This is a genomic window from Polynucleobacter sp. (assembly GCF_030693775.1).
Classification (GTDB): domain Bacteria; phylum Pseudomonadota; class Gammaproteobacteria; order Burkholderiales; family Burkholderiaceae; genus Polynucleobacter.
In genome coordinates, this window is the sequence record NZ_JAUXZY010000004.1 from 980,216 (window position 1) to 1,005,791 (window position 25,576).

Sequence of the window (25,576 nt, forward strand, 5' to 3'; positions counted from 1 at the left end):
AAGGCATTCGTAATTTTATGGCGACACACACATCAAACTCTACAAACGCTCCTCTGGTCGGCTTGGTCGGATGGCGCGGCATGGTGGGCAGCGTGCTCATGGATCGCATGTTGGCGGAGGGCGATTTTGATTTCATCGAGCCAGTATTTTTTAGTACCAGTAATGCGGGCGGCGATGTGCCTGCGATCAATGGTCGCAACATCACCAAAAGCGAAACGAAGTTACAAGACGCGAATGATATTAAAGCGCTTGCCCGTTGCGACATTATTCTGACCTGCCAAGGCGGTGACTACACCAAGGCTATCTTTCCAGCGCTGCGAGCTGCTGGTTGGCAGGGTCATTGGATTGATGCTGCCAGCGCACTGCGCATGAATGATGATGCGGTCCTCGTATTGGATCCAGTCAATCGACCCGTGATTGATCGTGCATTGGCTGCGGGCGGTAAGAATTGGATTGGCGGCAATTGCACCGTGAGCTTGATGATGATTGCCATGGGTGGATTGCTGAAAGCTGATCTGGTTGAATGGATTAGTGCCATGACCTATCAAGCTGCCTCCGGCGCTGGCGCGCAAAACATGCGTGAATTGCTGTTGCAAATGGGCGCATTGCGGGATAGCGTGAATACTGAATTGAATGATCCGGCTTCCTGGATTTTGGATATTGATCGCAAGATCTCTGCAACCATGCGATCGGCTGAGTTTCCAACCAAGAACTTCCGTAATACAGCCTTAGCTGGCAGCCTGATTCCTTGGATTGATGTGCCAGTCGAAAATGGCCAGACCAAAGAAGAGTGGAAGGGCGGTGCAGAATGCAACAAGATTTTAGGACGCCCCCCTTTTAGAACGCCGGGAAGCATTCCGATTGATGGCATTTGTGTGCGTGTTGGCGCCATGCGCTGCCACTCTCAAGGGTTGACCGTTAAGCTTAAGAAAGACATTCCCTTGGCCGAGATTGAGGCCATGCTAGCGAAGGACAATGCCTGGGTCAAAGTGGTGCCCAACGAACGTGAAGCAACCGAGCGTGAGCTGTCGCCAGCCAAAATCAGCGGCACCTTAACGGTTCCGATCGGACGTCTGCATAAGTTGGCCATGGGACCTGAGTATTTAGGTGCTTTTACAGTAGGCGATCAACTGCTATGGGGCGCTGCTGAGCCATTGCGCCGTATGTTGCGTATCTTGTTGGAACGCTAAAGGTGTCTGTGCGTGTGCCCGCTCGGTTGGTACAGGGCCTAGCGGCGATCATTGGTGGTGTTTTCTTTGCTTGGAGCGTAGCTAGTAGCGCATTTTCATTAGGAACTCCCAGAGTACTCTCGCAGCCTGGTCAGCCCATTCGCGCTGAAATTCCCATACGTGTATCGGCTGCAGAGCAAGAGCAGCTCTCTAGCTTACAGGTGAGTAATGCAAGTAAAGCGAGTTATGAGCGCCTCGGCATATCTTTTGCCATAGCAGAGCTTGATCCACAGTTGCGCATTGATCGCCGCGATGGCAATCGCAGTGTGATTGTGGTCGAGACAGCAAAGACGGTTAGCGCAGCGCAGCTCAAGCAAGATCCATTTATTGATCTGATGGTCACTTTGCAATGGCCTTCCGGTCAGCTGACTAAAAATTACACCTTACTCTTGGGTGACCCAAATCAAGTTACGGTGCGTCCCGGTCAAACCTTAAGTGAGATTGCGGCGCAGATGGCACCGCTGCTGGATGGTGCTACCTTAGATCAAACCATCATGGCATTGTATAAAGCCAATCCCGATGCCTTTGCGGGCGGCAGCATTCATCGTTTGCCTGCTGGGGCTGAGTTAGTTAAGCCAAGCCAATCCTTATTGCAATCCATTACGCCAGCCCAGGCAAGTCAGTTTGTTGAAAAAGCCAATCAAGCTTGGGCTGAATCCCATGGCGGTCCGGCTAAAGCAGCTGCTACTAAATCAAGCGAGACAAGCAAGGCGGCGAATGATCCCGCTGCCGCAAAAGATCGCTTAACGATTGGGCCCGGTGCCGATGCCAATTCGGATCAACGGCGCTATACCGAAGAAATCGTGGCCCAAGAAAAAATGCTGGAACAAACACGCACCCGCATTGTTGAGTTAGAAAAGAATATTGCCGATTTACAAAAGTTGCTCGATGCAGGCAAGGCGCAGTCTAAATCGGGGTCTAGCACCAAGACCGATGTAGCGAAAAACTCCTGGGCCCCGGCTTTACTTGCATTGGGTGTGATTGCATTCACTGGGCTCCTATTGTGGTTTATGGCGCGCCATGCCCGGCAATCGGAACGAAGTGCGCCAATACGTGCTGTCAAACCTGCTTCCGTACCGCAGCAGGGCGATATGGGTCATTCAGCAGCCAGTCATGGTATGCCCGAGCGGGCCAAGAACTTGTTTGCCGGTATTGATCTTGAGTTGACGCCAGCCAAAAGCGACCTGGCTATTCGGAATGACGCATTGCGCGTCAAACTCAATCTTGCTAAAGCGTATATAACGATTGAAGATTTTGCTGCTGCCACGCGCAGCTTGGATGACATTATTCAGCAAAGCCTTGATCCCTCGAATTCAGTCGACTCATCCTTGGTTGCCGATGCCAAAGCCATGCTATCGGACATCCAGCGGCGTAGTAGCTAATTGGCATGCGAACCCGTGTTTGCCAAACTAGGTAGATGATGCGAATTGCTCTGGGCTTGCAGTACGACGGTACCCGATTTGTGGGGTGGCAAACACAGCCCAGTCAAAACACCGTACAAGATAAAGTAGAGCGCGCCATACAGGCTTTTATTGGCGATACCGATTCGCATACAAACCCCATTCGAGTCACCGCTGCTGGAAGAACCGATACCGGAGTGCATGCCCTTGGGCAGGTAGTTCATTTTGATTGCGACACGCATCGCGACCCATGGTCCTGGGTACGCGGTCTCAATAGTTTTCTACCAAGCGATATTGTGGTGAACTGGGCTCAAACGGTTGACGCATCGTTTGATGCGCGCTTTTCCGCATTTGAGCGCAGTTACGTATATGCCTTGCATGTGGGTCCTTGTCGTGCGCCGAGTGTGGCATCCCGTGCCGGTTATTTGATGCTGGCCGCCGATAAGTGGCTGGATACCGATGCAATGCAAATGGCTGCCCAATGCCTTTTGGGAGAACATGACTTTTCCTCTTTTCGGTCATCCGAGTGCCAGAGCAAAACGCCAATTAAAACGGTCTACGACATTAACATTTTGGATCAGAAACCCTGGGTCTATATTGTGGTTCGGGCCAACGCCTTTTTGCACCATATGGTTCGAAATCTAGTGGGTAGCCTCTTGGCTATCGGTCAAGGAAAGCAGTCGTCAGCTTGGTTGGCTGATGTATTGGAGGCGAAAAGCCGCCAATTGGCTGCGCCAACGTTCGCGCCTGATGGGCTCTATTTGGCTCGGGTCGGGTATCCGCCGGAACACCAGATTCCGGCACCCTGGCTGGCGCATTCATGGCTGCCGGCTGAGGTCATTGCGTTGCTGCAGGAGCCCCTTCTTGAACAGCCGAAGCGGATTATGATTTAGCCATGGGATTACTTCACTACGCACCGGACCGTACCCGCATCAAGATTTGCGGCCTTAAACGCCCGGAAGACGTTGATTTTGCAGTGAATTCTGGTGTAGATGCGCTGGGTTTTGTGTTTTATCCTCCCAGCCCACGGGCGGTCAGCCCGCAGCATGCCGCCGGGCTCATTTCTCGCTTGCCAGCCGGGGTGGACGCCGTCGGCCTCGTTGTAAACGCCTCCGACGCTGAATTTGCGGCAATTCGAGCCTATGCGCCAATTACGCTTTGGCAATTTCATGGTGATGAGAGTCCGGAAGAGTGCCAGCGCTTAGCAGCTGGGGATCCTTGGATCAAGGCAGGCCGAGTGGGTGAGGGCTTCGCTTTCGCCGATTTTTCCCTACAATATAGGCAAGCAGCCGGTTTCTTGCTGGATGCCCTGGTTGAGGGCTATGGTGGGGGCGGCATTCCTTTTGATTGGCAATGGATTCCAGAAGCATGGGTAAGCGCAAACGCGCCTCGGGTCGTTTTGAGTGGTGGGTTGAACGCACACAACGTGGGCGAAGCGATTGCGCGCCTACAACCCTGTGCCGTGGACATTTCGAGCGGCGTTGAAAGCGCAAAAGGCATTAAAGATGCCGTTTTAATGGCCCAGTTTATTGAGGCAGTTCGACTGGCCGATTCCAAGAAACCAAAGCGGTAACCCAATCAAAAGAGGTAACTATGTACGATAAGCCGGATTCACGCGGGCACTTTGGCCCTTACGGCGGTGTTTTCGTTTCAGAAACACTCATGTTTGCTCTAGAAGAGCTAAAGGATGCATACGCACGCTACCAGCACGACCCCGAATTCATTGAAGAGTTTCATTACGAGCTCAAGCACTTTGTTGGTCGTCCATCCCCCGTATATCACGCCAAACGATGGAGTGAAATGCTGGGTGGCGCGCAGATTTATTTAAAGCGCGAAGACTTAAACCATACCGGCGCGCACAAGATTAATAACGTCATTGGGCAAGCCATGCTAGCTAAGCGCATGGGCAAGCCGCGCATTATTGCTGAAACCGGTGCAGGACAGCATGGTGTTGCTACCGCCACCATTTGTGCGCGCTTTGGTCTTGACTGTACGGTATATCAAGGCTCAGTCGATGTGGCCCGTCAGGCGCAAAACGTCTTTCGCATGAAGCTCTTGGGCGCCAAGGTAGTGCCCGTAGAGTCGGGTACGAAAACTTTAAAAGATGCCTTGAATGAAGCGATGCGTGACTGGGTCACTAATGTGGAAGATACCTTCTACATCATTGGTACCGTTGCCGGCCCACACCCATACCCAATGATGGTTCGCGACTTTCAGAGCGTCATTGGAGAAGAGTGCAAAGTGCAAATGCCGGACATGATCGGTCGTCAGCCAGACTACGTGATGGCTTGCGTTGGCGGTGGTTCAAATGCCATGGGTATTTTTTATCCCTACATTGACTATCCTGAGGTAAAACTCGTTGGCGTTGAGGCGGCTGGTCATGGCCTCAATACGGCCGCACACTCCGCTGCATTGTGCGTCGGCAAACCCGGCGTATTGCACGGCAACCGCACCTATTTATTGCAAGATGAGAATGGCCAAATTGCAGAAACCCATTCGGTATCCGCCGGCATGGACTATCCAGGAGTGGGTCCTGAACACGCTTGGCTCAAAGACTCCGGCCGCGCTGAGTATGTGGCGATTACGGATCAAGAAGCGCTTAAAGCTTTTCATGATTGCTGCCAAATTGAAGGCATCATTCCCGCCTTAGAGTCCGCGCATGCGATTGCATACGCCTGCAAGCTCGCTGCCACCTTACCAAAAGATAAAACCATTTTGGTGAACTTGTCTGGCCGCGGCGATAAGGATATGCATACCGTTGCGCAAGCAACCGGATCGGAAGGTTAAGGGGTAGGGCGGATTTATGTCGAAAATTTCAGCGGTATTTAGTGATTTAAAGCAGGCGGGTAAAAAAGGCTTAGTTCCTTTTATTACTGCCGGCGATCCGGAGCCGGGTTTAACGGTTGCGCTTATGCATGCACTGGTGCGTGGTGGCGCCAACGTGATTGAGCTCGGCGTGCCATTTTCGGATCCGATGGCCGATGGTCCGGTGATCCAGCGTTCATCCGAAAGGGCGCTGAGTCAGGGCGTTACCTTGCGCCATTGCCTGGAGATGGTGAAAGCATTTCGGGAGACCGATGCAAATACGCCGGTTGTGCTGATGGGCTACGCCAATCCAGTGGAGCAAATGGGCGCTGCGCGTTTTGCAGCCGAGGCAAAAGCAGCTGGTGTTGATGGGGTACTGATTGTGGATTACCCACCGGAAGAGTGTGTTGATTTTGCCCAGCAGATGCGCACGGCTGGAGTAGACCCAATTTTCCTATTGGCACCAACCTCATCGCCAACGCGTATTAAAGAGGCTGCGAAAATCGCTTCGGGCTATATTTACTACGTTTCATTACGCGGTGTGACCGGCGCCAATAACCTCAATACCCAAGATGTGGCCAGTATCATTCCGCAGATTCGAGCGGCTACTCCCATACCGATTGCGGTTGGTTTTGGTATTCATGATGCTGCCAGCGCCAAGGCCGTTTCCAACACGGCCGACGCCGTTGTGATTGGCAGCCGCATCATTCGCTTATTAGAAGAGGCAACTCCGGGCGAGGCGGTACAATCGCTTGAACATTTCATACGCGAGATTCGCACTGCATTGGATAGCTAAAGTACATGAGCTGGATCGATAAACTTCTTCCGCCGCAAATTCAGCATACTGACCCTGCTAATCGCAAGTCGGTTCCTGAAGGTTTGTGGGTGAAATGCCCTGGATGTGAAGCGGTTTTGTACAGTACCGATATTGAAGCCAATCTTTCGGTATGCCCAAAATGCAGTCATCACATGCGCATTGGCGCACGTCAACGCTTAGATAGTTTGCTGGATCCAAAGGGCCGATATGAAATTGGTGCCAATGTGTTTCCGGTTGATCCATTGAAATTTAAAGATTCCAAAAAATACCCCGATCGTATTAAGGAGGCCGTCGATGTTTCTGGTGAGACCGATGCTTTGGTGGTTCTCGGTGGAAAAATTGAGTCGATTCCCGTTGTTACCGCTTGTTTTGAATTTCAATTCATGGGCGGTTCCATGGGCTCGGTTGTAGGCGAGCGTTTTGCCCGTGGCGCTCAAGAAGCGATTGATAAAAAATGTGCCTTTATTTGCATTACTGCGACGGGTGGTGCCCGCATGCAAGAGAGTCTGCTCTCTCTGTTGCAAATGGCTAAAACGAATTCGATGTTAACGAAGCTGTCAAAAGCAGGCTTGCCTTACATTAGCGTGCTAACTGACCCTACCATGGGCGGTATTTCGGCTAGCTTTGCTTTCATGGGCGATGTGGTCATGGCCGAGCCCAAAGCATTAATTGGTTTTGCTGGACCACGGGTGATTGAGCAAACCGTTCGTGAAAAATTGCCAGAGGGATTTCAGCGTTCTGAGTTTTTAATGCAAAAGGGCGGTGTTGACATGATTGTGGATCGCCGTAATATGCGCGCTGAGATTGCCCGAATATTGGCGCTCTTGCAAAAACTACCAGAGCCGTCGATCACCGCTGCTGTTGGCTCATCCTCTTAGTCCCTTTAAAGCATTGAGCGAATCAAGACCAGATCCAATTTGCTTCTCTAGCCTCGAGGCCTGGCTTAGTCACCTCGAAACGGCCCATCCGGTTGGAATTGATATGGGTCTTGAGCGGATTAGTCGGGTTAAAGCAGCGCTCGATCTTCGCTTTGTCTGCCCCATTATTACTGTTGCGGGCACCAATGGTAAAGGCTCTACCTGTGCTTTTTTGGAGAGCATTTTGCTAGCAGCGGGTTATCGCGTAGGCTGCCACACATCACCTCACTTACTGAAATTCAATGAGCGTGCGCGCATCAATGGCATGGATGCCAGCGATGCCCAGTTGCTAGTGCATTTTGCCGAGGTTGAAGCAGCACGAGTCAGTCTGCCTAATGCCCCCACGCTGACCTATTTTGAATTTACCGCTTTGGCCATCATGCGTCTATTCGCAGCAGCTAAATTAGATGCGGTTATTTTAGAAGTAGGCATGGGCGGCCGTTTGGATGCCATCAATATCTTAGATGCTGATTGCGCTATTGTGACCAGCATTGATATTGATCACGCCGCTTTTTTAGGCGACACCCGAGAAAAAATTGCGCAAGAAAAGGCTGGCGTGTTTCGTGCCAATTCGATTGCAGTTTGTGGCGATCCAATGCCTCCCGATAGCTTAGTTGCCCATGCAGAATCCTTGGGGTGCGATCTTTGGCTCATGGGTCGTGATTACAACTTTCAAGGGGATAAACAGCAATGGGCATGGTCTGGTCGTGGCAAGCGCTTTAGTGGCTTGGGTTACCCCGCTTTGCGGGGCGCCAATCAATTGCTCAATGCTTCCGCTGTGATTGCAGCCCTGAGTGCTTTACGAGACCGCATCCCCGTTAGTGCGCAAGACATTCGCAATGGCTTTGCCATGGTGGAGTTGCCGGGTCGTTTTCAGGTTCTGCCAGGACAACCGACGATTGTGCTCGATGTAGCGCACAATCCCCATGCAGCAGCGACCTTAGGGCAGGGCCTGGATAAGATGGGTTATCACCCCTATACCTATGCTGTTTTTGGCGCGATGGCCGATAAGGACATTGCCGGCGTCATAGGACCGATGGTAGGCGTTATCGACCACTGGTTTTGCACGGACTTGCCAACCAGCAGGGCGGCAAGCGCGAGTGAGCTTGCTGGGTTTTTGGAGGCCAGTGGTGTCAAGCCTGATCAGGGCGTGGACGGTGGCATTCAGACCTTTGCAAGTCCTGGAGATGCCTACCAAAAGGCGCTTTTATCTGCAGGCGAGGGTGATAGAATAGTGGTATTCGGCTCTTTCTATACTGTCGCAGGCGTAATGGCTTATCGAAACAATCAGGCGCACTAATCCATGATTCGTCTATCCCAGCTGTTTAAGCGCGATTCTCAACCTGATGATGGGTTGCGTGCTTCGACACGATCGCGCACAGACGCCAAGCTGAATAGTCGTAGTTCGCGTGTAACGGCCGATGATCCCGTTTTAACCGAAGATCCGGAGCATCAACGTGCACGTCATCGGCTCATTGGCGCTGCCGTTCTGGTTTTGGTTGCGATTATTGTGTTGCCTCGGGTGCTTGATAGCAAGCCAAAGTCCATTAGCAATGATATCGCCGTAACCATTGTCAGTAGCTTGCCAGCAGTAGCTCCACCCCAGCCAAGCTCACCACCATCCGCCGAGCAAAAGTCCGATGAAGTAAAAACGGCAACGCCACCAGTGGCGCCCGCGATCGCTACTCCTGCTCCTGTAACCGAGCCCAAAGAATCGAGCAAACCAACGCCAACAACCCCAGCCGCCGCATCTTCTTCAAAAGCAGTTGCGCCAAGCTCAGCCGACAAAACAATGGGGCTGGCCGCCGGTGAAGAAATTGTCGTTGCTGCCAAATCAAATGCGAATGGGTCTGCTACCGCAAATGCCAACCCAAGTGCCTCAGTGAAGTTTGTAATTCAAATTGGCGCCTTTGCATCAGAAGAGCGCGCAAATGGTTGGATCGCAAAACTGAAAGAGCAAAAAATTCCGAATTATGTTTTAAATCGTACTGGCACTGACGGCACAAAATTGATTGCTCTCCGTGCAGGCCCATTTCAAGATAAAGAAGCAGCGGAAGCTGCCGAAAAGAAAATCAAGGCCATGGGCCTTACTCCCCGTGTGGTTGAAGTGGGGAAGCAGTGATCCTTCGCCCATTTACTGGATAGCGCATGGACATTCTTGCCGCCCTCAAGCTAACCTCGGTCGACTATTTCGCCTTTGCTATTTTGCTGGTTTCTGCTTTCGTTGGAATCTACCGTGGCTTTTTTAAAGAGGTACTTGCCTTGGCCTCTTGGTTTGTGGCTGCATGGGTTGCTTATCACTACAGTAATTATTTGGCGATGGAATGGCTTTCCACTTTTCAGCTCGATGAGATGGTGCGACTTGGCCTCAGCTTTCTGATTTTGTTTATCGCGGTACTCATTGCGGGCAACTTCATTGGATCCATGATTCAAAAGGCGATCATCTCCGCCGGTCTGAGCTCTACTGATCGATTTTTAGGTCTAGTCTTTGGCTTGGTGCGCGGCGCGTTTGTCGTGGTTGTTCTATCGACCTTGGCAGTATTAACGCCGGTTCCTCAAACCAATGCATGGAAGGCAGCAATTACCCGGCCTGCAATTGATGTTGCGATGGGAGTTATTCAAGTATGGTTACCGTCTGATTGGGCGGCGAAGCTAAGCGCGCCTAACAGCGTTGTTCCTGCACCACCACCCTCAGGGAGTTAAGTTATATGTGCGGCGTAGTCGGAAGTGTTTCGCGTTACCCAGTAAATCAGTTGCTGTATGACGCATTGCTGCTACTCCAGCATCGCGGTCAGGATGCGGCTGGTATTGCAACGATGAATGGCAATTCATTTACGATGCATAAGGCAAATGGCTTGGTACGTGACGTGTTCCGTACTCGCAATATGCGCAGCTTGGTTGGCAATGTGGGGATTGGTCAGGTACGTTATCCCACTGCAGGTTCAGCGAGCAGTGAGGAGGAGGCCCAACCCTTTTATGTTAGCGCGCCGTATGGAATCATTTTGGCGCACAACGGCAATCTCACCAATGCGCCTGCACTGCGTACGGAGATGGCTTACCGTGATCGCCGTCACATTAATACCAGTTCGGATACAGAAGTTCTCTTGAACGTGCTTGCCGATGAGTTGCAAAAAGAAACCAATAGCGCTGCACTTGATGAGCAATCCATGTTTAAGGCGGTAACAGGTTTGACTCGAAGAGTAAGGGGCTCATATGCCGTGGTGTCCTTAATTGCAGGCTATGGCCTCCTGGCGTTCCGCGACCCATTTGGTATTCGTCCTTTGTGCATCGGCCGGATTGATGGTCCGGACGGTCCCGAGTGGATGGTTGCCTCTGAATCAGTAGCACTCGAAGGTTTGGGTTTTACCTTTGTACGTGACGTAGCACCAGGGGAAGCGATCTATATTGACCTTGATGGAAACTTTGTCGCCCAGCAATGCGTGCCCAATGCGGTCCTCAACCCCTGTATTTTTGAATACGTTTACATGGCTAGACCGGACTCCACGATTGATGGCGTAACGGTTTACAACGTGCGCATGCGTATGGGTGATTATTTAGCCGAGAAAATTCGGGCCGAAACCGATGTCAGTGAAATTGATGTAGTCATGCCGATTCCAGACTCTAGCCGACCAGCAGCCATGCAAGTGGCTAAGCGCTTAGGCATCAGTTACCGCGAAGGTTTCTTTAAGAATCGCTACATTGGGCGTACCTTCATCATGCCTGGACAGGCTGTGCGTCGTAAATCTGTGCGCCAAAAACTCAATGCGATGCGGATTGAGTTTAAAGATAAGGCCGTCTTAATTGTGGATGACTCCATCGTGCGCGGTACAACCTCCTACGAGATTGTGCAAATGGCGCGAGAGTCGGGTGCCAAAAAAGTGATCTTTGCATCAGCAGCGCCCCCCGTACGTTTTCCGAATGTGTACGGTATTGATATGCCAACCCGCAGCGAATTAGTCGCCTATGGTCGTACCGATGCGGAGATTAATAAGATGATTGGCGCCGATCAGCTGATTTATCAAAGTGTTGAGGATATGAAACAGGCGGTGCGCGACATTAATCCAGAGATTCAGAATTTTGAGGCATCGTGCTTTGATGGCCATTACATTACCGGCGACATTAACGATTCCTATCTAGATGCCTTAGAAGCTGCACGTACCTCTGAAACCGCACAAGCTGACCGCCAAAAGGATCCCGGCGACTTTGCGCGCTCCCAGTTGCACTTGCACTTAGCTACTGAAGATTAAGTACACTAATAGCATGGCTAGCAAAATTACCTCAAAGCGTCGATCACCCGACCTATCCAAACTTGCCCCTGAATCGGTTGCGGTTCGTGCGGGTACGCGTCGCTCCCAAGAGTATCAAGAGCATTCAGAAGCCCTGTATCTAACATCGAGCTTTTGCTTTAATAGCGCTGAAGAGGCGGAGTTGGGGTTTGCAAATGCCGAAACGGGTTTTATATATTCTCGTTTTACCAACCCCACCGTCAGCATGTTCCAAGATCGCTTGGCTGCACTGGAAGGCGGAGAGGCGTGTATTGCTACCGCATCGGGTATGGCTGCCATCATGACAACTGCCATGGCGCACCTCAAAGCGGGTGACCATGTGGTTTGCTCGCGTTCGGTATTTGGTGCAACTATTCAATTGTTTGGCAGTATTTTGGGTCGCTTTGGCATCACCACTAGCTATGTTGACTTATCCGATAACAAAGCGTGGCAGGCTGCAGTGCAACCCAATACCCGGATGTTTTACCTTGAGACGCCATCCAATCCCTTAACGGAGATTGCTGACATTCGTGCGATCGCCAAGATTGCCAATAAAGCAAAGGCCTTGTTTGTGGTGGACAACTGTTTTTGTACGCCGGCATTGCAGCGGCCCCTTGATTTGGGAGCCGATGTCATCATTCATTCGGCTACCAAATATTTGGATGGTCAGGGTAGAGTGCTCGGCGGGGCTATCGTGGGTAAGAAATCCTTCATCATGGATAAAGTATTTCCATACGTACGCACAGCAGGACCAACCCTGTCGGCTTTCAATGCATGGATTTTTTTAAAGGGCCTAGAGACCCTTGATCTCCGCATGAGGCAACAGAGTGCCAATGCACTAGCTTTAGCGCAGTGGCTTGAAAAGCAAGCGGGAGTTGAAGCAGTTTATTACCCAGGCCTAAAGTCCCATCGGCAATTTGCTTTGGCGAAGAAGCAGCAAAAAGCGGGCGGTGCAATTTTGTCTTTTGTTCTCAAAGGTGGCAAAAAGGCAGCATTTAAGTTAATCGATCAAACTACACTGTGCTCGATAACCGCCAATTTAGGTGATACCCGTACCACGATTACGCATCCTGCAACGACCACCCATTGCCGCGTATCACCTGAAGCACGTAAAGCCGCAGGCATTTCCGATGGTTTGGTGCGGATTGCGGTTGGCCTTGAAAATCCCGATGATTTGATCCGTGATCTGCAAGGCGGTCTTAAAAAATAAGCCCGTGATAAAGCACATCACCCTTTTTGTGAAGCTTGCTTAGGCAAGCTTTTCTATTTCAATCAGTACAGAACCGAAACCATGGCAACTGCATTCTCAGACAGCACTGATTTTTGGAATAAGCGCTTTGATACGCCGGATTATATTTTTGGCAGGGCGCCTAATGAGTATCTACAAACGCAAGCCAATCGTCATTTAAATAAAGGCGATGCGGCCTTGTGCGTTGCTGATGGCGAAGGGAGAAACTCGGTTTGGCTAGCAAAGCAGGGGATGCAGGTTGATGCATTTGACTTATCAGGAGTCGCCCTCAAAAAAGCGGTTGCGCTTGCAAAAGAAGAGGCTGCAGCAGTTCAATTTACGCTGGCATCGAGCGATTCCTGGGATTGGCAGCCAAACCAGTACGATGCCGTAGTCGGAATCTTTATTCAGTTTGCTGACCCAGTCATGCGCCTCCGTTTATTTGCGCAAATGGCTTCGACCTTAAGGCCTGGAGGACTGCTCATCCTTCAGGGATACACGCCCAAGCAGTTGGAATTTAAAACCGGCGGACCTTCCATACTGGAGCACCTGTACACAGAAGATATGATTCGCACTCTAATTGGCGATCTAGAACCGATTGATCTATGTCTCTATGAAAAAGAGCTATCCGAAGGCCCAAAGCATACCGGGATGTCAGCTTTATTAGGTTTGGTTGCGCGTAAACCGTTTTAACAAAACTAAACGCTCCATTTGCGCAGAATAGTATTCACGTATTGCTCCAGTTCTGGCGGTCTGAGCGCGCCCGACAATCGGTCTAGTTCTTTTCCCCCTTTAAAGACTGCCAAGGTTGGAATTGAGCGAATCTGAAATTGCGAACCGAGCGCCTGCTCTGCCTCGGTATTAACCTTTGCAAAGACCAGTTGGTTTGCATAGCGCTGGGCGGCTGCGGCAAAGGTGGGGGCGAACTGAGTGCATGGACCACACCAGGGCGCCCAAAAATCAAGCAAAACAGGCAGATGGTTTTGCCCCGTTACTTCTGCAAAATTACCTTGGTTTAATTCAATTGGCAAAGACAGCAGGCTTTTTTTACAGGCGCCACACTGCGGATCCTCCGCAATGCGATCGTTTGGAAAGCGATTTTGCTTACGACAATGGGGGCAGCTAATTTGCATGGAATGCTCCTCTACTCAATTGCTTTATACAACAAACTGATTGATATTAAAAAGGTAAAGATGGCAAACGCCTGCTGAATGCGTGGCCCACTGATTTGTTTTGCAATCAAGCTACCCAATAGCATTCCAACCATAGCCCCAGCCGCAAATGGCATTCCGATTGACCAGTTCAGGTGACCCGCTAGCGCAGCGCTGGTAAAGCCCGCTATTGAGATTAGGGATAAGACGCCCAGCGAAGTCGCAACGATTGATTGCATGGGCAGGTCGGTATATTTTTTTAGGGCAGGGACAATAATGAAGCCGCCACCAACTCCGAGAAGTCCAGATAGGAATCCCGCTACGGCGCCAGAGCCTATCAGTGCCCGCGCACACGGCACAGACCATATTAAGCGACCAATCGATTGGTCTAGTTTGCAGGGTGGGGCGGGTAGTTCTTTTGGAATCGTGCCAGTGATTTCTTGCTGGGCTTGAATCAGCATCCGAGCGGACACAATCATGAGTAGGCTAGCAAAGGCAATTAATAGCGGCTGATTGGGGATGCGATGCGCAAAATATAGACCGATGGGTGCCAGTACGATGCCCAGCGCTGCCATGACGAGGGCAGCCCGATAGCGTAATAGCCCGGTGCGCAGACCATTGATAGCACCAAAAGAGCCTGCCACGGCGATCGCCAACAAGCCAATCGGACCCGCGCTAGCAACGCTGAGCTTAAGTCCGAATACTAAGAGTGGCACCGACAGAATTCCTCCGCCGGCCCCCGTCAAGGCCATCATCATACCGACGAAGACCCCAAGCCCTACGCTTACTGCATTAATGCTTTCCATATGGCTCAGTATCGACCCTTCAGTAATAAATTGATACTTATATTATATATTTAAATATAATGTTATACTCAAGAAATGAACACAACAGCAAAAGCGACCGTTAAGGCATTTTTTGACCCGCAGACGTGGACATATACCTATGTGGTGTATGCATCGAAAGGGTCGGAATGCATCGTAATCGACTCCGTTCTGAATTACGACCCGAAGTCGGGTCGCACCAAAACAGAGTCGGCCGATGAAGTGATTTCCTTTATTACGGAAAACCACTTACAGCTCGAATGGATTTTAGAAACCCATGCCCATGCTGACCATCTGACAGCAGCACCGTATATTCAGGAAAAACTGGGTGGAAAGATAGCGATTGGCGATCACATTACCACCGTACAGGGTGTATTTAAGGGTGTATTTAACTTAGACGATGTTGCGGTGGATGGCTCGCAGTTTGATGCGTTAATTAAAGAAGGCGAAGCCATACAATTTGGCAACTTATCCTTCAAGGCCTTGTATGTTCCTGGCCATACTCCGGCATGTATGGCGTACGAGATCGGGGACAGCATCTTTGTTGGCGATACCTTATTTATGCCGGATGTCGGAACGGCACGCTGTGACTTCCCTGGAGGCAGCGCCAGCAATTTGTATCGATCCATCCAATCCATTTTGAAGTACCCGCCCAGCACCAAGCTATACATGTGTCATGATTACCCTCCGGATGGCAGATCTCCTGAATACCAATCCACTGTGGCAGATCAAAAAAAGAACAATATTCATGTGCACGATGGCGTGACCGAAGAGCAGTTTGTGGCTATGCGTAATAAACGCGATTCAGGCCTCTCAATGCCGGTACTTATTTTGCCGTCGATCCAGGTCAACATTCGTGCGGGCCATATGCCCAAAGCAGAGGATAACGGTACTGCATACTTAAAGATTCCATTAAACGCGCTTTAAACTCAGAAGAAAAAATAGACCACCATGCCAGCAACCATTGACTTAGAGCGGATGCGCACTTCGGCTGACGAGGCCTGCCGTTTAATGAAGGTATTGTCGAATCCTGATCGGATGCTATTGCTGTGTGAGATTAGTCAAGGTGAGAAGTGCGTTGGTGAGCTTGAGGCTATATTGGATATTCATCAGCCGACGCTGTCGCAGCAATTGACTGTATTGCGTAATGAAGAGTTGGTTGAAACCCGCCGTGATGGTAAGTTAATCTATTACTCCCTTTCGAGCGCTATTGCAGTTGATGTAATGACATTACTTTACAAGCACTATTGCCGTAAATAAATCCGATTCATTACAACTTGGAGTTCATTATGAAATGCAACGTAGGCAAGGCGGATCGTGCGATCCGAATCATCGTAGGCTTAGCGTTAATTGGGCTTGCTGCTACTGGCACGATTGGCATGTGGGGCTGGATTGGCGTCATCCCAGTATTAACAGGGGCGTTTCGTTTTTGTCCAGCCTATCCACTCTTGGGCATCAATACCAACGGCAAACCATAAAACAGCTCGCATCCAATTAAAGTTTTTTAGAGGTGTTTTAGCTGGGCGCAGTCGTTGTAAAGCGACGCGGATCATTAATCGGTCGCAGTGGCATGATGTGGATTTGCTTGCCATCAAGCTCAAGCTCAACCTGGATGCCAACTCTGAGCTCGAGTCGCCGCACCTCAGCTGCAGAGGCTTCCCAGATGACGGTTTGATCGCTTCCTGGAATGGAGAACTGAATCACGGCAATTTGCCCGATGGTGCTGATTTCACTTACAAGAGCCGACTGAGTGAGTGCTGTTTTTGTTCTGCTGACGCTGATGCCGCTTTGCGGAATAACCCAGGCAACAATACTGTCAGCCGGAATTTTATTTTTATCTACGACATCGAATGCAATATTCGTACCCTGCCAGTGCAGCTTGCCTTGATTAAATCGCCCTTGGAATAGATTGCTGATGCCGACTAGTTCCGCCACCTTGGAGTTGCGTGGTTTTTGGAATAAATTTTGCGGACTTGCTGTTTGTAAACCAATGCCGCGATCAATGACGGTAATGCGATCGGCTAATAAGCCTGCCTCACGCAAATCGTGCGTCACTAAAATAATCGGAATCTGTAAATCACGTCGTAACTGCGCCAATGTTTTATAAAGGCCTTGCCGTGTTGGCGTATCGATCGCAGAAAAGGGTTCATCTAACAGTAATATCTTGGGCTCACGCGCCAGCGCTCTTGCCAGTGCCACGCGCTGCTGTTGACCGCCCGAGAGTTGATTGGGCATACGCAGTGCAAGTTCACCAATACCCATGCGCTCCAGCCAATCTTGCGCAATGGCCTGTTTTTCAGTATGTGTATGCCGCGTATTTTGCAAAGGAATCTTTACATTATCAATGGCGGACAAATGCGGAAAGAGGGCGTATTGCTGAAATAAGAGTCCGCACGAGCGCTGGGCCGGCGATAAGGCAAGGGATTGAGTCTTGCTTCCTTCTTCTGCGTTAAACCAAATTTCACCATTGCATTCGATTTGGCCGTGGGCCGGATTGCGTAAACCAGCGATGGTGCGTAGTACTGATGTTTTGCCGCTGCCTGATGGTCCGACTAGTGCATGCAATTCCCCATTGGCGCACTCAATATTGAGTTGCAGCGGCATGGGTGTAGTTTGGTGTATGCGCAGCTTTAGCATGATTTGCGTCTGCCTAAAATGCCATAGGAGAGTGCTATTGCAATCAGCGAGGTTGCTAATAGCAAGAGTGAGAGTAATCCTGCTCCAGCAATATCAAACCCCTGAACCTTGTCATAAATGGCAATCGAGACGGTTTTGGTTTCGCCGGGAATGGCGCCGCCCACCATTAATATGACGCCGAATTCCCCCAGGGTGTGGGCAAAGGTCATAACGGCAGCGCTAGTTACCCCACGCCAGGCCAAAGGCAACTCGATCAGGCGAAAAATTTGCCACTGCGATAGTCCGCTGACCTCGGCCGCCTCGCGTATTTCTGGGTTGATGGCCTCCAAGGCTCTCTGGATTGGCTGCACCGCAAACGGCAAATTAACAATCAGGGATGCCAAGAGAATTCCCTCAAACGAGAAGACCAAGGGGTGGCCAAATAGGCTGACATCCCTAAAGCCGGTCAAAAGGTAATAACCGAGCACCGTGGGCGGCAAGACCAAGGGTAAGGCCAGAAAAGCCTCCAGCCAGGGCTTTGCGGGCCCCATTCGGACTAGACGATGCGCCAGCCAAATACCCAAGGGCAGCATGATCGCCAATGTGTATAGGGCCAACTTAAATGAGAGAAAAATCGCTTCGGTATCCAGCACGCCCCAATTTTATGGCCTAAGTGCATTATTCCTGACGTTCTGACCTAGGGTAACTCTCTATAGTCGCTGACCTAGCAAAGGCGTTAAATATGCATAATTGCGCTAAGATGCATATTTACACTTCATTTGTAACTAAGAATAGACACATGAGTAAGCTAGTTCCACCAGAAACCAAAGACCTTACCCCAGCCCAAATGGAGCAGGTTTTCGCCCAGGTATCTCAATTTTTTAGCTTGTTGGCTGAGCCATCTCGCTTAAAGATCCTCTTCATCCTGTGTGGCGGTGAACAGTCTGTTAACGCAATAACCGAGCAGGCTGGTTCGAGCCAGGCGAATGTATCTAGGCACTTAACGGCATTGCACCGCGAAGGAATACTAAAGCGCCGCAAAGAGGGTGTCACGGTCTATTACTCGATTGGCGATGAGGCCACATTGGGCATTTGCCAAGGCGTATGTGCACGTGTTGTAGAAGAGATGAAAACATAGTTGTATTAATTAATTATTAAGCGAGCAATTAATCTAATGAATAAAAATCAACTGGAACTGAATTCAGAAGATATTCAATACGTTGAAAAGCCGAAAGGACAATCGCGACTTCGTAAGGCGCCGGAGCATTTTATTCCGGAAGACTTTATTGCTGACGTCAATAAGAATGGCCTGGATGAACAGCGCCGCGGTTTTCTGCGTAAAGGCTTTTTGTCTGCGATTGGAGGTGCCGCTGGCCTCGCTGCAGCACCTGCTGCATTAGCCTCAGCTGCAGGCGACCCAGCCATTTTAGAAAAGCAAGAGTGGCAAACTACCTTAGGTAAAAACGTGGCGACTATGCCCTATGGCTTGCCTTCGGTGTATGAATCGAATTTAATCCGCCGTGAGTCACCCGGTTTAACTCGCGTTTCAGCAGCATCGGTTGCATTTACGCCGTTGCAGGGACTCTTTGGCATCATCACTCCCAATGGTCTGCATTTTGAGCGCCACCATCAAGGTTGGTATAACTTGGATCCGAATAAGCATCGCCTCATGGTCAATGGCCTAGTTAAAAGCGAACGTGTTTTTACCATGAGCGATTTGATGCGTATGCCGTCGGTATCGCGCATTCACTTCATTGAGTGTGGTGCGAACACCGGTTTGGAATGGGGCAATGTGGCAGTACCCACCGTGCAATACACCCATGGCATGTTGTCTTGCTGCGAATTCACTGGAGTACCGCTTTCGGTCTTACTTGATGAGTGCGGTGCCGATTTGAAAAAAGGTAAGTTCTTATTGGCCGAAGGTGGCGATGGTTCTGGTATGACGCGCACCATTAATTTGGACAGCGCACTCAAGGATTCGATTGTGGCCTGGGGCATGAATGGCGAGATGCTACGTCCGGAGAATGGCTTTCCACTACGTTTGGTTGTGCCAGGAGTGCAGGGTGTCAGTTGGGTGAAGTGGCTGCGCCGCTTGGAAGTCGGTGATATGCCTTATGGCGCCAAAGACGAAGCGATTCACTACATTGACTTGATGCCCAATGGCTTGCATCGCCAGTACACCTCAATTCAGGAGTGCAAATCGGTTATTACAACGCCGTCGGGTGGTCAGCAGTTACTTGATAAAGGCTTTTACAACGTGTCCGGCATGGCTTGGTCGGGCCGCGGAAAAATTAAACGCGTTGATGTCTCGTTCGACGGTGGTAACAACTGGAGAACGGCCCGTTTAGAAACGCCGGTACTGACCAAAGCAGTAACGCGTTTCAATATTGATTGGGTTTGGGATGGTTCGCCGACGATCATGCAGTCACGCGCGATGGATGACACGGGTTACGTTCAGCCGACCATTAAGGCATTGCGCGACGTGCGCGGCACGCGATCGATCTATCACAACAACGCAATTCAATCGTGGAAATTAGATTCCAATGGCGAGGTGAGTAATGTACAAGTTGGGTAAATTAGCCACGTGTTTCAGTCTCATGGCTACGCTCATGATGGCTGCGGGTATCGCGTATGCACAAGGCGCATCGGGTCCAGGAAAGTTTCCTGGCATTGGAAGGGCGGCAACACCGGCCGAAGTAGCTGCCTGGGATATCGATGTTCGTCCGGATTTCAAGGGCCTGCCGAATGGTTCGGGCTCGGTAAAAAAGGGTGAGGCGGTTTGGGAAGCACAATGCGCCAGTTGCCACGGTACTTTTGGCGAGTCGAATGAAGTCTTTACGCCTATTGCAGGCGGCACAACGAAAGACGATATCAAGACGGGGCGGGTAGCTGCTTTAAACGATAATAAACAGCCACAGCGCACTACGCTGATGAAGGTGGCAACGATCTCCACTCTGTGGGATTACATCTATCGTGCGATGCCCTGGAATGCACCTCGTTCACTCAGTTACGACGACACCTATGCGTTGGTCGCCTATATACTTTATTTGGGCGAGATTGTTCCGGATACATTTGTTCTGAGCAATACCAATATGAAGCAAGCGCAAGCCATGCTGCCCAACCGCAATGGCATGACGCAGCAGCATGGTCTATGGAGCGTGAATGGCAAGCCAGACGTGAATGCCAAACCCTGCATGAATAATTGCGTCCCATTTGTGCAGATTGGCTCCACTTTGCCGGATTACGCTCGCAATGCACATGAAAACATTGCACTGCAAAATCGCCAGTACGGCCCATACCTTGGCGCAGATTCAACCAAGCCACCGCTAAGTAAGTTGCCTGGTGCCTCTGCTGCAGGAATGATGCCGGTAGTTATGGCTGCTACACCTTCAGGTCCAGCCGCACTCTTCAAGAAAGAGAACTGCTCGGCTTGCCACGCACCTGCAGCAAAACTAGTGGGCCCCTCGATTGAGCAGGTGGCAACTAAATACAAAGGTCAGGCTGATGCGGTGCAAAAACTGATGGCGAAGGTGAAAAAGGGCGGTGCAGGTGCTTGGGGTGCTATTCCGATGCCTGCTCAAGATCAGCTGTCGGATGCCGACAATAAAGCCTTAGTAGAGTGGATGCTGACAGGAAAGTAAAAGTGAGTAGAATCGTATCAAATATATTATTTTTTATGGGCTTATTGCTTAGTAACAAAACTAATTAACAAAGGAGTTTTTATGAATCAGCAGCGCCGTAGTCTTTTAAAGTATTCCGCGGTCTTTGGCCTCATGGCTTCGGCCGGTTTAATTACAGAAGCACAAGCACAAGAGTGGAATAAAGCCGCTTTTGAGGGCAAAAGCTTGGATGACGTATTCAAGGCCCTCAATGCAGGTAAGCCAAGCAGCTCCACTGCAGTGACTTTAGTTGCACCAGACATCGCAGAAAATGGCGCGGTAGTGCCCGTCGGTATCTCCAGCACACTAAAAGCAGAGCAAATGGCCATTTTGGTTGAGAAAAACCCCAGCTCACTGGCAGCCCAATTTTTTATTCCACCTGGAACTGAGCCATTTGTGACTACCCGCGTCAAGATGGGCCAAACCTCCAACGTTTACGCTGTGGTGAAAGCGGACGGCAAATGGTTTATGTCGATGAAAGAAGTCAAAGTTACCTTGGGTGGTTGCGGCGGCTAATGCCGACTCGCATCACGAGATAACTGTTTATATATATAGATAATTAGAGAGGAAGCAAAATGGCTGATCCAATGCGCGTTAGAGCAACTGAAGCAGGTGGTGTAGTTGATGTCAAGATTTTGATGAAGCACGATATGGAAGCCGGTCAGCGCAAAGACGCATCGGGCAAAACCATCCCTCAGTGGTTTATCAGTACTGTGACCGTTCAGGCCCAAGGTAAAAATGTCTTTATGGGCGAGTTTGGCCCCGCAGTATCAAAAGACCCCTTTTTGAATTTCAAGTACAAGGGCGCCAAAGGTGAGAAGGTCACGGTAACGTGGGTTGATAACCGCGGTGCTAAGCGCACCGACGAGGCAACGGTTTCTTAATTTACCAATCTGACAGATAGATTCGCACCAAGACGAAGGGGTTACCATGGATAAGCGCATTGCTTATGGAGTTGTTATTGCATCATTCGCCTTTTTGCAGGCTTGTACCAGCCCGACAAAAAGTGAAGCACCCAAAGCGGCGGCCGCACCTGCTGCTGCTCCCAGTGGCTCTGCTACCGATGAAATTGCACGCTACCGCGCCATGATTGCGGATGGCAACCCTGCAGACTTGTATGAGGCGGCGGGCGAAGAGATTTGGAAAAAGCCCATGGGGCCCAAAAACGTCAGCTTGCAAAAGTGTGACTTAGGTAAGGGCCCCGGTGTTGTGAAGGGTGCCTCTGCAGAATTGCCGCGCTACTTTAAAGATACCAATAAAGTGCAAGATCTTGAGTCTCGCTTGGTAACTTGTATGGTGCGCTTACAAGGCTATGATGCAAACGAAATCATCACTGCTGGCTTTGAAAAAGGCAAGCGCAAAGACGTAGAGGCGGTTGTTGCCTACGTGGTTGCGAATTCCAAAGGAATGCCGATCAAGGTCTCCATCAAGCACCCCAAAGAAAAAGAAATGTATGAACTGGGCAAGAAGTCCTTCTTCTTCCAAGGTGGCCCAATGGATTTCTCCTGCGCCTCGTGCCATGCAGAAAATGGCAAACGCATTCGCTTGCAAGATTTGCCTAATATCACTGAACAAAAGGGTGCTGCCTTGGGTTGGGGTTACTGGCCGGCTTATCGCGTATCCAGTGGCAACTTTTGGACCATGCAGCGTCGCCTAAACGATTGCTATCGTCAGCAGCGCTTCCCAGAACCCGTTTACATTTCCGACAACACAATTGCGCTATCGATGTATATGGCGTACACGGGTAATGGCGGCACGATCGAAACACCAGGATTAAAGCGTTAACTCGCCGGAGAATATAAAAAATGAAAAAAACAATACTTATTTCTGCGGCTCTCTTGGCCATGCCATTTGCCAGTGCTCAAGCGCAAAGCGCATTTGACAAGATGATGAAGGCTGGCTTTGAGGCCAAAGGTCAGGCGGGTCTTGATCGTATTAATCAGGATGCGACCCAAAAGTTTTGCTCTGACGCGAAAAATCTAACCGATGAGAAGACCGGAGCCAAACGTGCCGAGATCGAAAAGATCAATATGGCCACCATCAAGCAGCCATCCGATGGCAAATACATTGGCGACTGGAAAAGTGGCGAGCGGATTGCCCAGAGCGGTCGTGGTGCAACCTGGACCGATAAGCCAGATTCAGCTGTTGGTGGTGGATGCTATAACTGCCATCAAATTAATAAGGCTGAAATCTCACATGGAAATATTGGCCCAAGCCTGTGGAACTACGGCAAGATGCGCGGCTACTCGAAAGAAGTGGTTGAGTACACCTGGGGCCGTATTAGTAATTCCAAAGCCTATAACGCCTGTAGCAATATGCCGCGTTTTGCACACTTCAAGCTCTTAAATGAGAAGCAGATCCAAGATGTCATGGCTTTATTGCTTGATCCTCAGTCGCCTGTGAATAAATAAATAAGTCAATCAATAAAAAAGACAGGCCGCAAGGCCTGTTTTAGTAATAGGAAAAAGAAAATGTCATTGAATCGCCGTGAGTTTATGCAAGCATTGGCTTTTGCCTCTGCCGGTGGAATGAGTTTGCAATCGAGCTTCGCCAGTGCTCAAAGCGCTGCTCAAAAATTTTACAATTTACCGAAATTCGGTAACGTCCACTTGCTGCATTTCACGGACTGCCATGCGCAATTACTGCCGATTTATTTTCGTGAGCCTAACGTTAATTTAGGTATTGGTTCGCAGTATGGCAAAGAGCCGCATTTGGTGGGCGAGGCATTCCTTAAGGCCAATGGAATTAAGCCAGGTACACGCGATGCCCACGCATTTACGTATCTAGATTTTGCTGCTGCTGCGCAGACCTACGGCAAGATGGGCGGCTTTGCCCACATGTCGACTTTAGTCAAGCAACTAAAGGCATCCAGACCAGGCGCATTATTGTTGGATGGTGGCGATACCTGGCAGGGCTCCGGAACTGCGCTTTGGACCAATGGTCAAGATATGGTGGATGCGGCACTCAACTTAGGCGTTGACATCATGACTCCGCATTGGGAAATGACCTTGGGCGAAAAGCGCGTGATGGAAATCGTGCAAAAGGATTTTCAGGGCAAGATTTCCTTTATCGCGCAGAACATCAAGACCGCTGACTTTGGCGATCAGGTATTTAGTCCTTACACCATCCGCAACATGAATGGCGTTTCAGTTGCCATTATTGGTCAGGCCTTCCCCTATACGCCGATTGCTAATCCGCGCTACTTTACGCCTGACTGGACCTTTGGTATTCAGGAAGAGAATCTGCAGAAGATGATCGATGAAGTGAAGGGCAAGGGTGCTAAGGTGGTTGTTTTGTTGTCGCATAACGGTATGGACGTGGATCTTAAAATGGCTTCACGCGTGCGTGGTCTTGATGCAATCATGGGCGGCCACACGCACGATGGCGTGCCGATTCCAGTCAAGGTAAAGAATGCTGGCGGAATTACCCTGGTAACCAATGCGGGTTCGAATGGCAAATTTTTAGGCGTGCTCGACTTTGATGTTAAGGGTGGCAAAGCGGTTGATTTCCGTTACAAGTTATTGCCCATCTTCTCGAACCTCTTGCCGGCTGATTCCGCGATGACGCAGCTGATTAAAAAGGTACGCGCACCGTACGAAACGAAGTTGGCAGAAAAGCTAGCAATTACTGAGGGCACCCTTTATCGCCGCGGTAACTTTAATGGCAGTTTTGACCAGGTGATCTTAGATGGCTTACTCAAGCAGAAGAACGCTGAAATTGCGTTCTCACCTGGATTCCGTTGGGGTACGAGCTTATTACCAGGGCAGGCCATCACCATGGAAAACCTACTGGATCAAACGGCAATTACCTATCCCTACACCACCGTTGCACCCATGTCGGGCGCAACCATTAAGACGATCCTAGAAGACGTAGCAGACAATCTCTTTAATCCAGACCCGTATTACCAGCAGGGCGGTGACATGGTTCGTGTTGGGGGCCTGCAATACACCATTGATCCTGCTGGAAGTATGGGTTCTCGGATCTCGGAGATGCGTTTAAATGGCGAGCTCTTGGATGCGAATAAAACCTACCGCGTTGCAGGATGGGCGCCGGTCAGCGAAGAGGCAAAGAACGCCGGTGGTGAGCCGATTTGGGATGTGATTGCACGTCACTTGCGTGATGTCAAGACCGTGAAAGCCGTCAAACTGAACGAGCCAATCATTAAAGGCGTTAAAGGCAATCCTGGAATGGCAGCAATTTAATCAAGGAGCAGCAGAATGAAAATGAATTGGATGGCAATTCGATTTACCGCTTTTATCGGACTCAGTTTATTTTTTATTGCTCCAAGCCCGGCATTCGCCCAAACCTCCGTGGTCTATCACATCGATGATGCCCAGGCGCAAGGCTTAAAAGGATTGCGCAATATTCGCAACCATTTGGATGTAGCGCCGGATACGAAGATAACCGTAGTAACTCATGCCAATGGCGTTGATATCCTCATGGATGGCGGTAAGGACATGAAGAGCAATGTGGACTACGGCCCCTTGGTTGGCGCACTCAAGTCGAGGGGTGTACGCTTTGAGGTCTGTGAAATTACGCTCAAAAACCGGAATCTAAAAAAAGAGCAGTTCACCTTAGATGCGGATTTCACTCCCTCTGGAGTGGTGCGGATCGCTGATTTGCAATTCAAGAATAACTTTGCATACATTCGTCCGTAAATTTTTG

At 50.2% G+C, this 25,576-nt stretch carries 29 protein-coding genes; 25 read left to right on the forward strand and 4 right to left on the reverse strand.

Annotated features, from left to right (window positions below; genetic code table 11):
- The first annotated feature begins 17 nt into the window (after positions 1-17).
- The 13 genes from asd (at position 18) to Q8M75_RS07820 (ending at position 13,354) form a co-directional block, all read left to right on the forward strand.
- Positions 18-1,190: an aspartate-semialdehyde dehydrogenase gene (gene asd / locus Q8M75_RS07760; RefSeq protein ID WP_305488061.1), complete on the forward strand. Its 1,173-nt coding sequence runs from the start codon at positions 18-20 to the stop codon at positions 1,188-1,190.
- A gap of 2 nt (positions 1,191-1,192) precedes the next feature.
- Entirely contained in the window at positions 1,193-2,611 is a 1,419-nt protein-coding gene (locus Q8M75_RS07765; RefSeq protein ID WP_305488064.1) for a FimV/HubP family polar landmark protein, read from the forward strand.
- Between the two features lie 35 nt (positions 2,612-2,646).
- Positions 2,647-3,522 carry a tRNA pseudouridine(38-40) synthase TruA gene (gene truA / locus Q8M75_RS07770; RefSeq protein ID WP_305488067.1) on the forward strand — a complete coding sequence of 292 codons (876 nt, stop codon included), beginning with the start codon at positions 2,647-2,649 and terminating at the stop codon, positions 3,520-3,522.
- Between the two features lie 2 nt (positions 3,523-3,524).
- Positions 3,525-4,202, forward strand: coding sequence for a phosphoribosylanthranilate isomerase (locus Q8M75_RS07775; RefSeq protein WP_305488070.1), 678 nt, complete (start codon positions 3,525-3,527; stop codon positions 4,200-4,202).
- 20 nt (positions 4,203-4,222) lie between these two features.
- Positions 4,223-5,416, forward strand: coding sequence for a tryptophan synthase subunit beta (gene trpB / locus Q8M75_RS07780; RefSeq protein WP_305488072.1), 1,194 nt, complete (start codon positions 4,223-4,225; stop codon positions 5,414-5,416).
- Positions 5,417-5,432: 16 nt separating this feature from the next.
- Positions 5,433-6,230 carry a tryptophan synthase subunit alpha gene (gene trpA, locus Q8M75_RS07785; protein WP_305488075.1) on the forward strand — a complete coding sequence of 266 codons (798 nt, stop codon included), beginning with the start codon at positions 5,433-5,435 and terminating at the stop codon, positions 6,228-6,230.
- Positions 6,231-6,235: 5 nt separating this feature from the next.
- Entirely contained in the window at positions 6,236-7,129 is an 894-nt protein-coding gene (gene accD / locus Q8M75_RS07790; RefSeq protein ID WP_305488078.1) for an acetyl-CoA carboxylase, carboxyltransferase subunit beta, read from the forward strand.
- A 13-nt stretch (positions 7,130-7,142) separates the two neighbouring features.
- A complete protein-coding gene (folC, locus tag Q8M75_RS07795) occupies positions 7,143-8,468 on the forward strand; it encodes a bifunctional tetrahydrofolate synthase/dihydrofolate synthase (RefSeq protein ID WP_305488080.1) in 1,326 nt (441 codons plus the stop codon).
- 3 nt (positions 8,469-8,471) lie between these two features.
- Positions 8,472-9,290: an SPOR domain-containing protein gene (locus tag Q8M75_RS07800; protein ID WP_305488083.1), complete on the forward strand. Its 819-nt coding sequence runs from the start codon at positions 8,472-8,474 to the stop codon at positions 9,288-9,290.
- Between the two features lie 26 nt (positions 9,291-9,316).
- Positions 9,317-9,871, forward strand: a complete 555-nt coding sequence (locus Q8M75_RS07805) for a CvpA family protein (protein ID WP_305488086.1) — start codon at positions 9,317-9,319, stop codon at positions 9,869-9,871.
- Positions 9,872-9,876: 5 nt separating this feature from the next.
- Positions 9,877-11,415 carry an amidophosphoribosyltransferase gene (purF, locus tag Q8M75_RS07810; protein ID WP_305488088.1) on the forward strand — a complete coding sequence of 513 codons (1,539 nt, stop codon included), beginning with the start codon at positions 9,877-9,879 and terminating at the stop codon, positions 11,413-11,415.
- 13 nt (positions 11,416-11,428) lie between these two features.
- Entirely contained in the window at positions 11,429-12,643 is a 1,215-nt protein-coding gene (locus Q8M75_RS07815) for an O-succinylhomoserine sulfhydrylase (RefSeq protein WP_305488090.1), read from the forward strand.
- Between the two features lie 81 nt (positions 12,644-12,724).
- Positions 12,725-13,354 (forward strand): class I SAM-dependent methyltransferase, encoded by a 630-nt coding sequence (locus Q8M75_RS07820; protein WP_305488092.1) that lies wholly within the window; start codon positions 12,725-12,727, stop codon positions 13,352-13,354.
- Between the two features lie 5 nt (positions 13,355-13,359).
- On the opposite strand, the gene trxC is transcribed toward Q8M75_RS07820, so the two are convergent.
- Together trxC and Q8M75_RS07830 are read right to left on the reverse strand one after the other, a co-directional pair.
- Positions 13,360-13,794 carry a thioredoxin TrxC gene (trxC, locus tag Q8M75_RS07825; RefSeq protein ID WP_305488094.1) on the reverse strand — a complete coding sequence of 145 codons (435 nt, stop codon included), beginning with the start codon at positions 13,792-13,794 and terminating at the stop codon, positions 13,360-13,362.
- An 11-nt stretch (positions 13,795-13,805) separates the two neighbouring features.
- Complete coding sequence (locus tag Q8M75_RS07830) at positions 13,806-14,618, reverse strand: sulfite exporter TauE/SafE family protein (RefSeq protein ID WP_305488096.1); 813 nt, start codon at positions 14,616-14,618, stop codon at positions 13,806-13,808.
- 75 nt (positions 14,619-14,693) lie between these two features.
- Between Q8M75_RS07830 and Q8M75_RS07835 the strand changes: the two genes are divergently transcribed.
- Genes Q8M75_RS07835 through Q8M75_RS07845 form a run of 3 tightly spaced genes read left to right on the forward strand, consistent with a single transcriptional unit; the run spans position 14,694 to position 16,114 of the window.
- Complete coding sequence (locus tag Q8M75_RS07835; RefSeq protein ID WP_305488098.1) at positions 14,694-15,563, forward strand: MBL fold metallo-hydrolase; 870 nt, start codon at positions 14,694-14,696, stop codon at positions 15,561-15,563.
- A 24-nt stretch (positions 15,564-15,587) separates the two neighbouring features.
- Positions 15,588-15,896 (forward strand): metalloregulator ArsR/SmtB family transcription factor, encoded by a 309-nt coding sequence (locus tag Q8M75_RS07840; protein WP_305488100.1) that lies wholly within the window; start codon positions 15,588-15,590, stop codon positions 15,894-15,896.
- Positions 15,897-15,925: 29 nt separating this feature from the next.
- Positions 15,926-16,114, forward strand: coding sequence for a DUF2892 domain-containing protein (locus tag Q8M75_RS07845; RefSeq protein WP_305488103.1), 189 nt, complete (start codon positions 15,926-15,928; stop codon positions 16,112-16,114).
- Between the two features lie 37 nt (positions 16,115-16,151).
- Here Q8M75_RS07845 and Q8M75_RS07850 read toward each other — a convergent pair whose 3' ends face one another.
- Positions 16,152-17,273 (reverse strand): ABC transporter ATP-binding protein, encoded by a 1,122-nt coding sequence (locus Q8M75_RS07850; RefSeq protein ID WP_305488105.1) that lies wholly within the window; start codon positions 17,271-17,273, stop codon positions 16,152-16,154.
- Positions 17,267-17,905, reverse strand: coding sequence for a molybdate ABC transporter permease subunit (gene modB / locus Q8M75_RS07855; RefSeq protein ID WP_371131765.1), 639 nt, complete (start codon positions 17,903-17,905; stop codon positions 17,267-17,269). The genes Q8M75_RS07850 and modB overlap by 7 nt, the downstream gene beginning before the upstream one ends.
- A gap of 146 nt (positions 17,906-18,051) precedes the next feature.
- On the opposite strand from modB, the gene Q8M75_RS07860 reads away from it, so the two are divergent.
- From Q8M75_RS07860 to Q8M75_RS07900, 9 genes are all read left to right on the forward strand, one after another.
- A complete protein-coding gene (locus tag Q8M75_RS07860) occupies positions 18,052-18,390 on the forward strand; it encodes a helix-turn-helix transcriptional regulator (RefSeq protein ID WP_305488107.1) in 339 nt (112 codons plus the stop codon).
- Between the two features lie 36 nt (positions 18,391-18,426).
- Positions 18,427-19,827, forward strand: coding sequence for a sulfite dehydrogenase (gene soxC, locus Q8M75_RS07865; RefSeq protein ID WP_305488109.1), 1,401 nt, complete (start codon positions 18,427-18,429; stop codon positions 19,825-19,827).
- Between the two features lie 22 nt (positions 19,828-19,849).
- Positions 19,850-20,893 carry a c-type cytochrome gene (locus tag Q8M75_RS07870; RefSeq protein ID WP_305488111.1) on the forward strand — a complete coding sequence of 348 codons (1,044 nt, stop codon included), beginning with the start codon at positions 19,850-19,852 and terminating at the stop codon, positions 20,891-20,893.
- Positions 20,894-20,974: 81 nt separating this feature from the next.
- The gene (soxY, locus tag Q8M75_RS07875; protein ID WP_305488113.1) at positions 20,975-21,427 is read left to right on the forward strand and encodes a thiosulfate oxidation carrier protein SoxY; all 453 of its coding nucleotides are present in this window, start codon (positions 20,975-20,977) and stop codon (positions 21,425-21,427) included.
- A 59-nt stretch (positions 21,428-21,486) separates the two neighbouring features.
- Positions 21,487-21,795 (forward strand): thiosulfate oxidation carrier complex protein SoxZ, encoded by a 309-nt coding sequence (gene soxZ / locus Q8M75_RS07880; protein WP_108469085.1) that lies wholly within the window; start codon positions 21,487-21,489, stop codon positions 21,793-21,795.
- Positions 21,796-21,841: 46 nt separating this feature from the next.
- Positions 21,842-22,696 carry a sulfur oxidation c-type cytochrome SoxA gene (gene soxA / locus Q8M75_RS07885; protein ID WP_305488115.1) on the forward strand — a complete coding sequence of 285 codons (855 nt, stop codon included), beginning with the start codon at positions 21,842-21,844 and terminating at the stop codon, positions 22,694-22,696.
- 20 nt (positions 22,697-22,716) lie between these two features.
- Positions 22,717-23,322, forward strand: a complete 606-nt coding sequence (gene soxX / locus Q8M75_RS07890) for a sulfur oxidation c-type cytochrome SoxX (protein WP_305488117.1) — start codon at positions 22,717-22,719, stop codon at positions 23,320-23,322.
- 60 nt (positions 23,323-23,382) lie between these two features.
- The gene (gene soxB, locus Q8M75_RS07895) at positions 23,383-25,113 is read left to right on the forward strand and encodes a thiosulfohydrolase SoxB (protein ID WP_371131767.1); all 1,731 of its coding nucleotides are present in this window, start codon (positions 23,383-23,385) and stop codon (positions 25,111-25,113) included.
- Positions 25,114-25,134: 21 nt separating this feature from the next.
- Complete coding sequence (locus Q8M75_RS07900; RefSeq protein ID WP_371131778.1) at positions 25,135-25,569, forward strand: DsrE family protein; 435 nt, start codon at positions 25,135-25,137, stop codon at positions 25,567-25,569.
- Positions 25,570-25,576 lie beyond the last annotated feature (7 nt).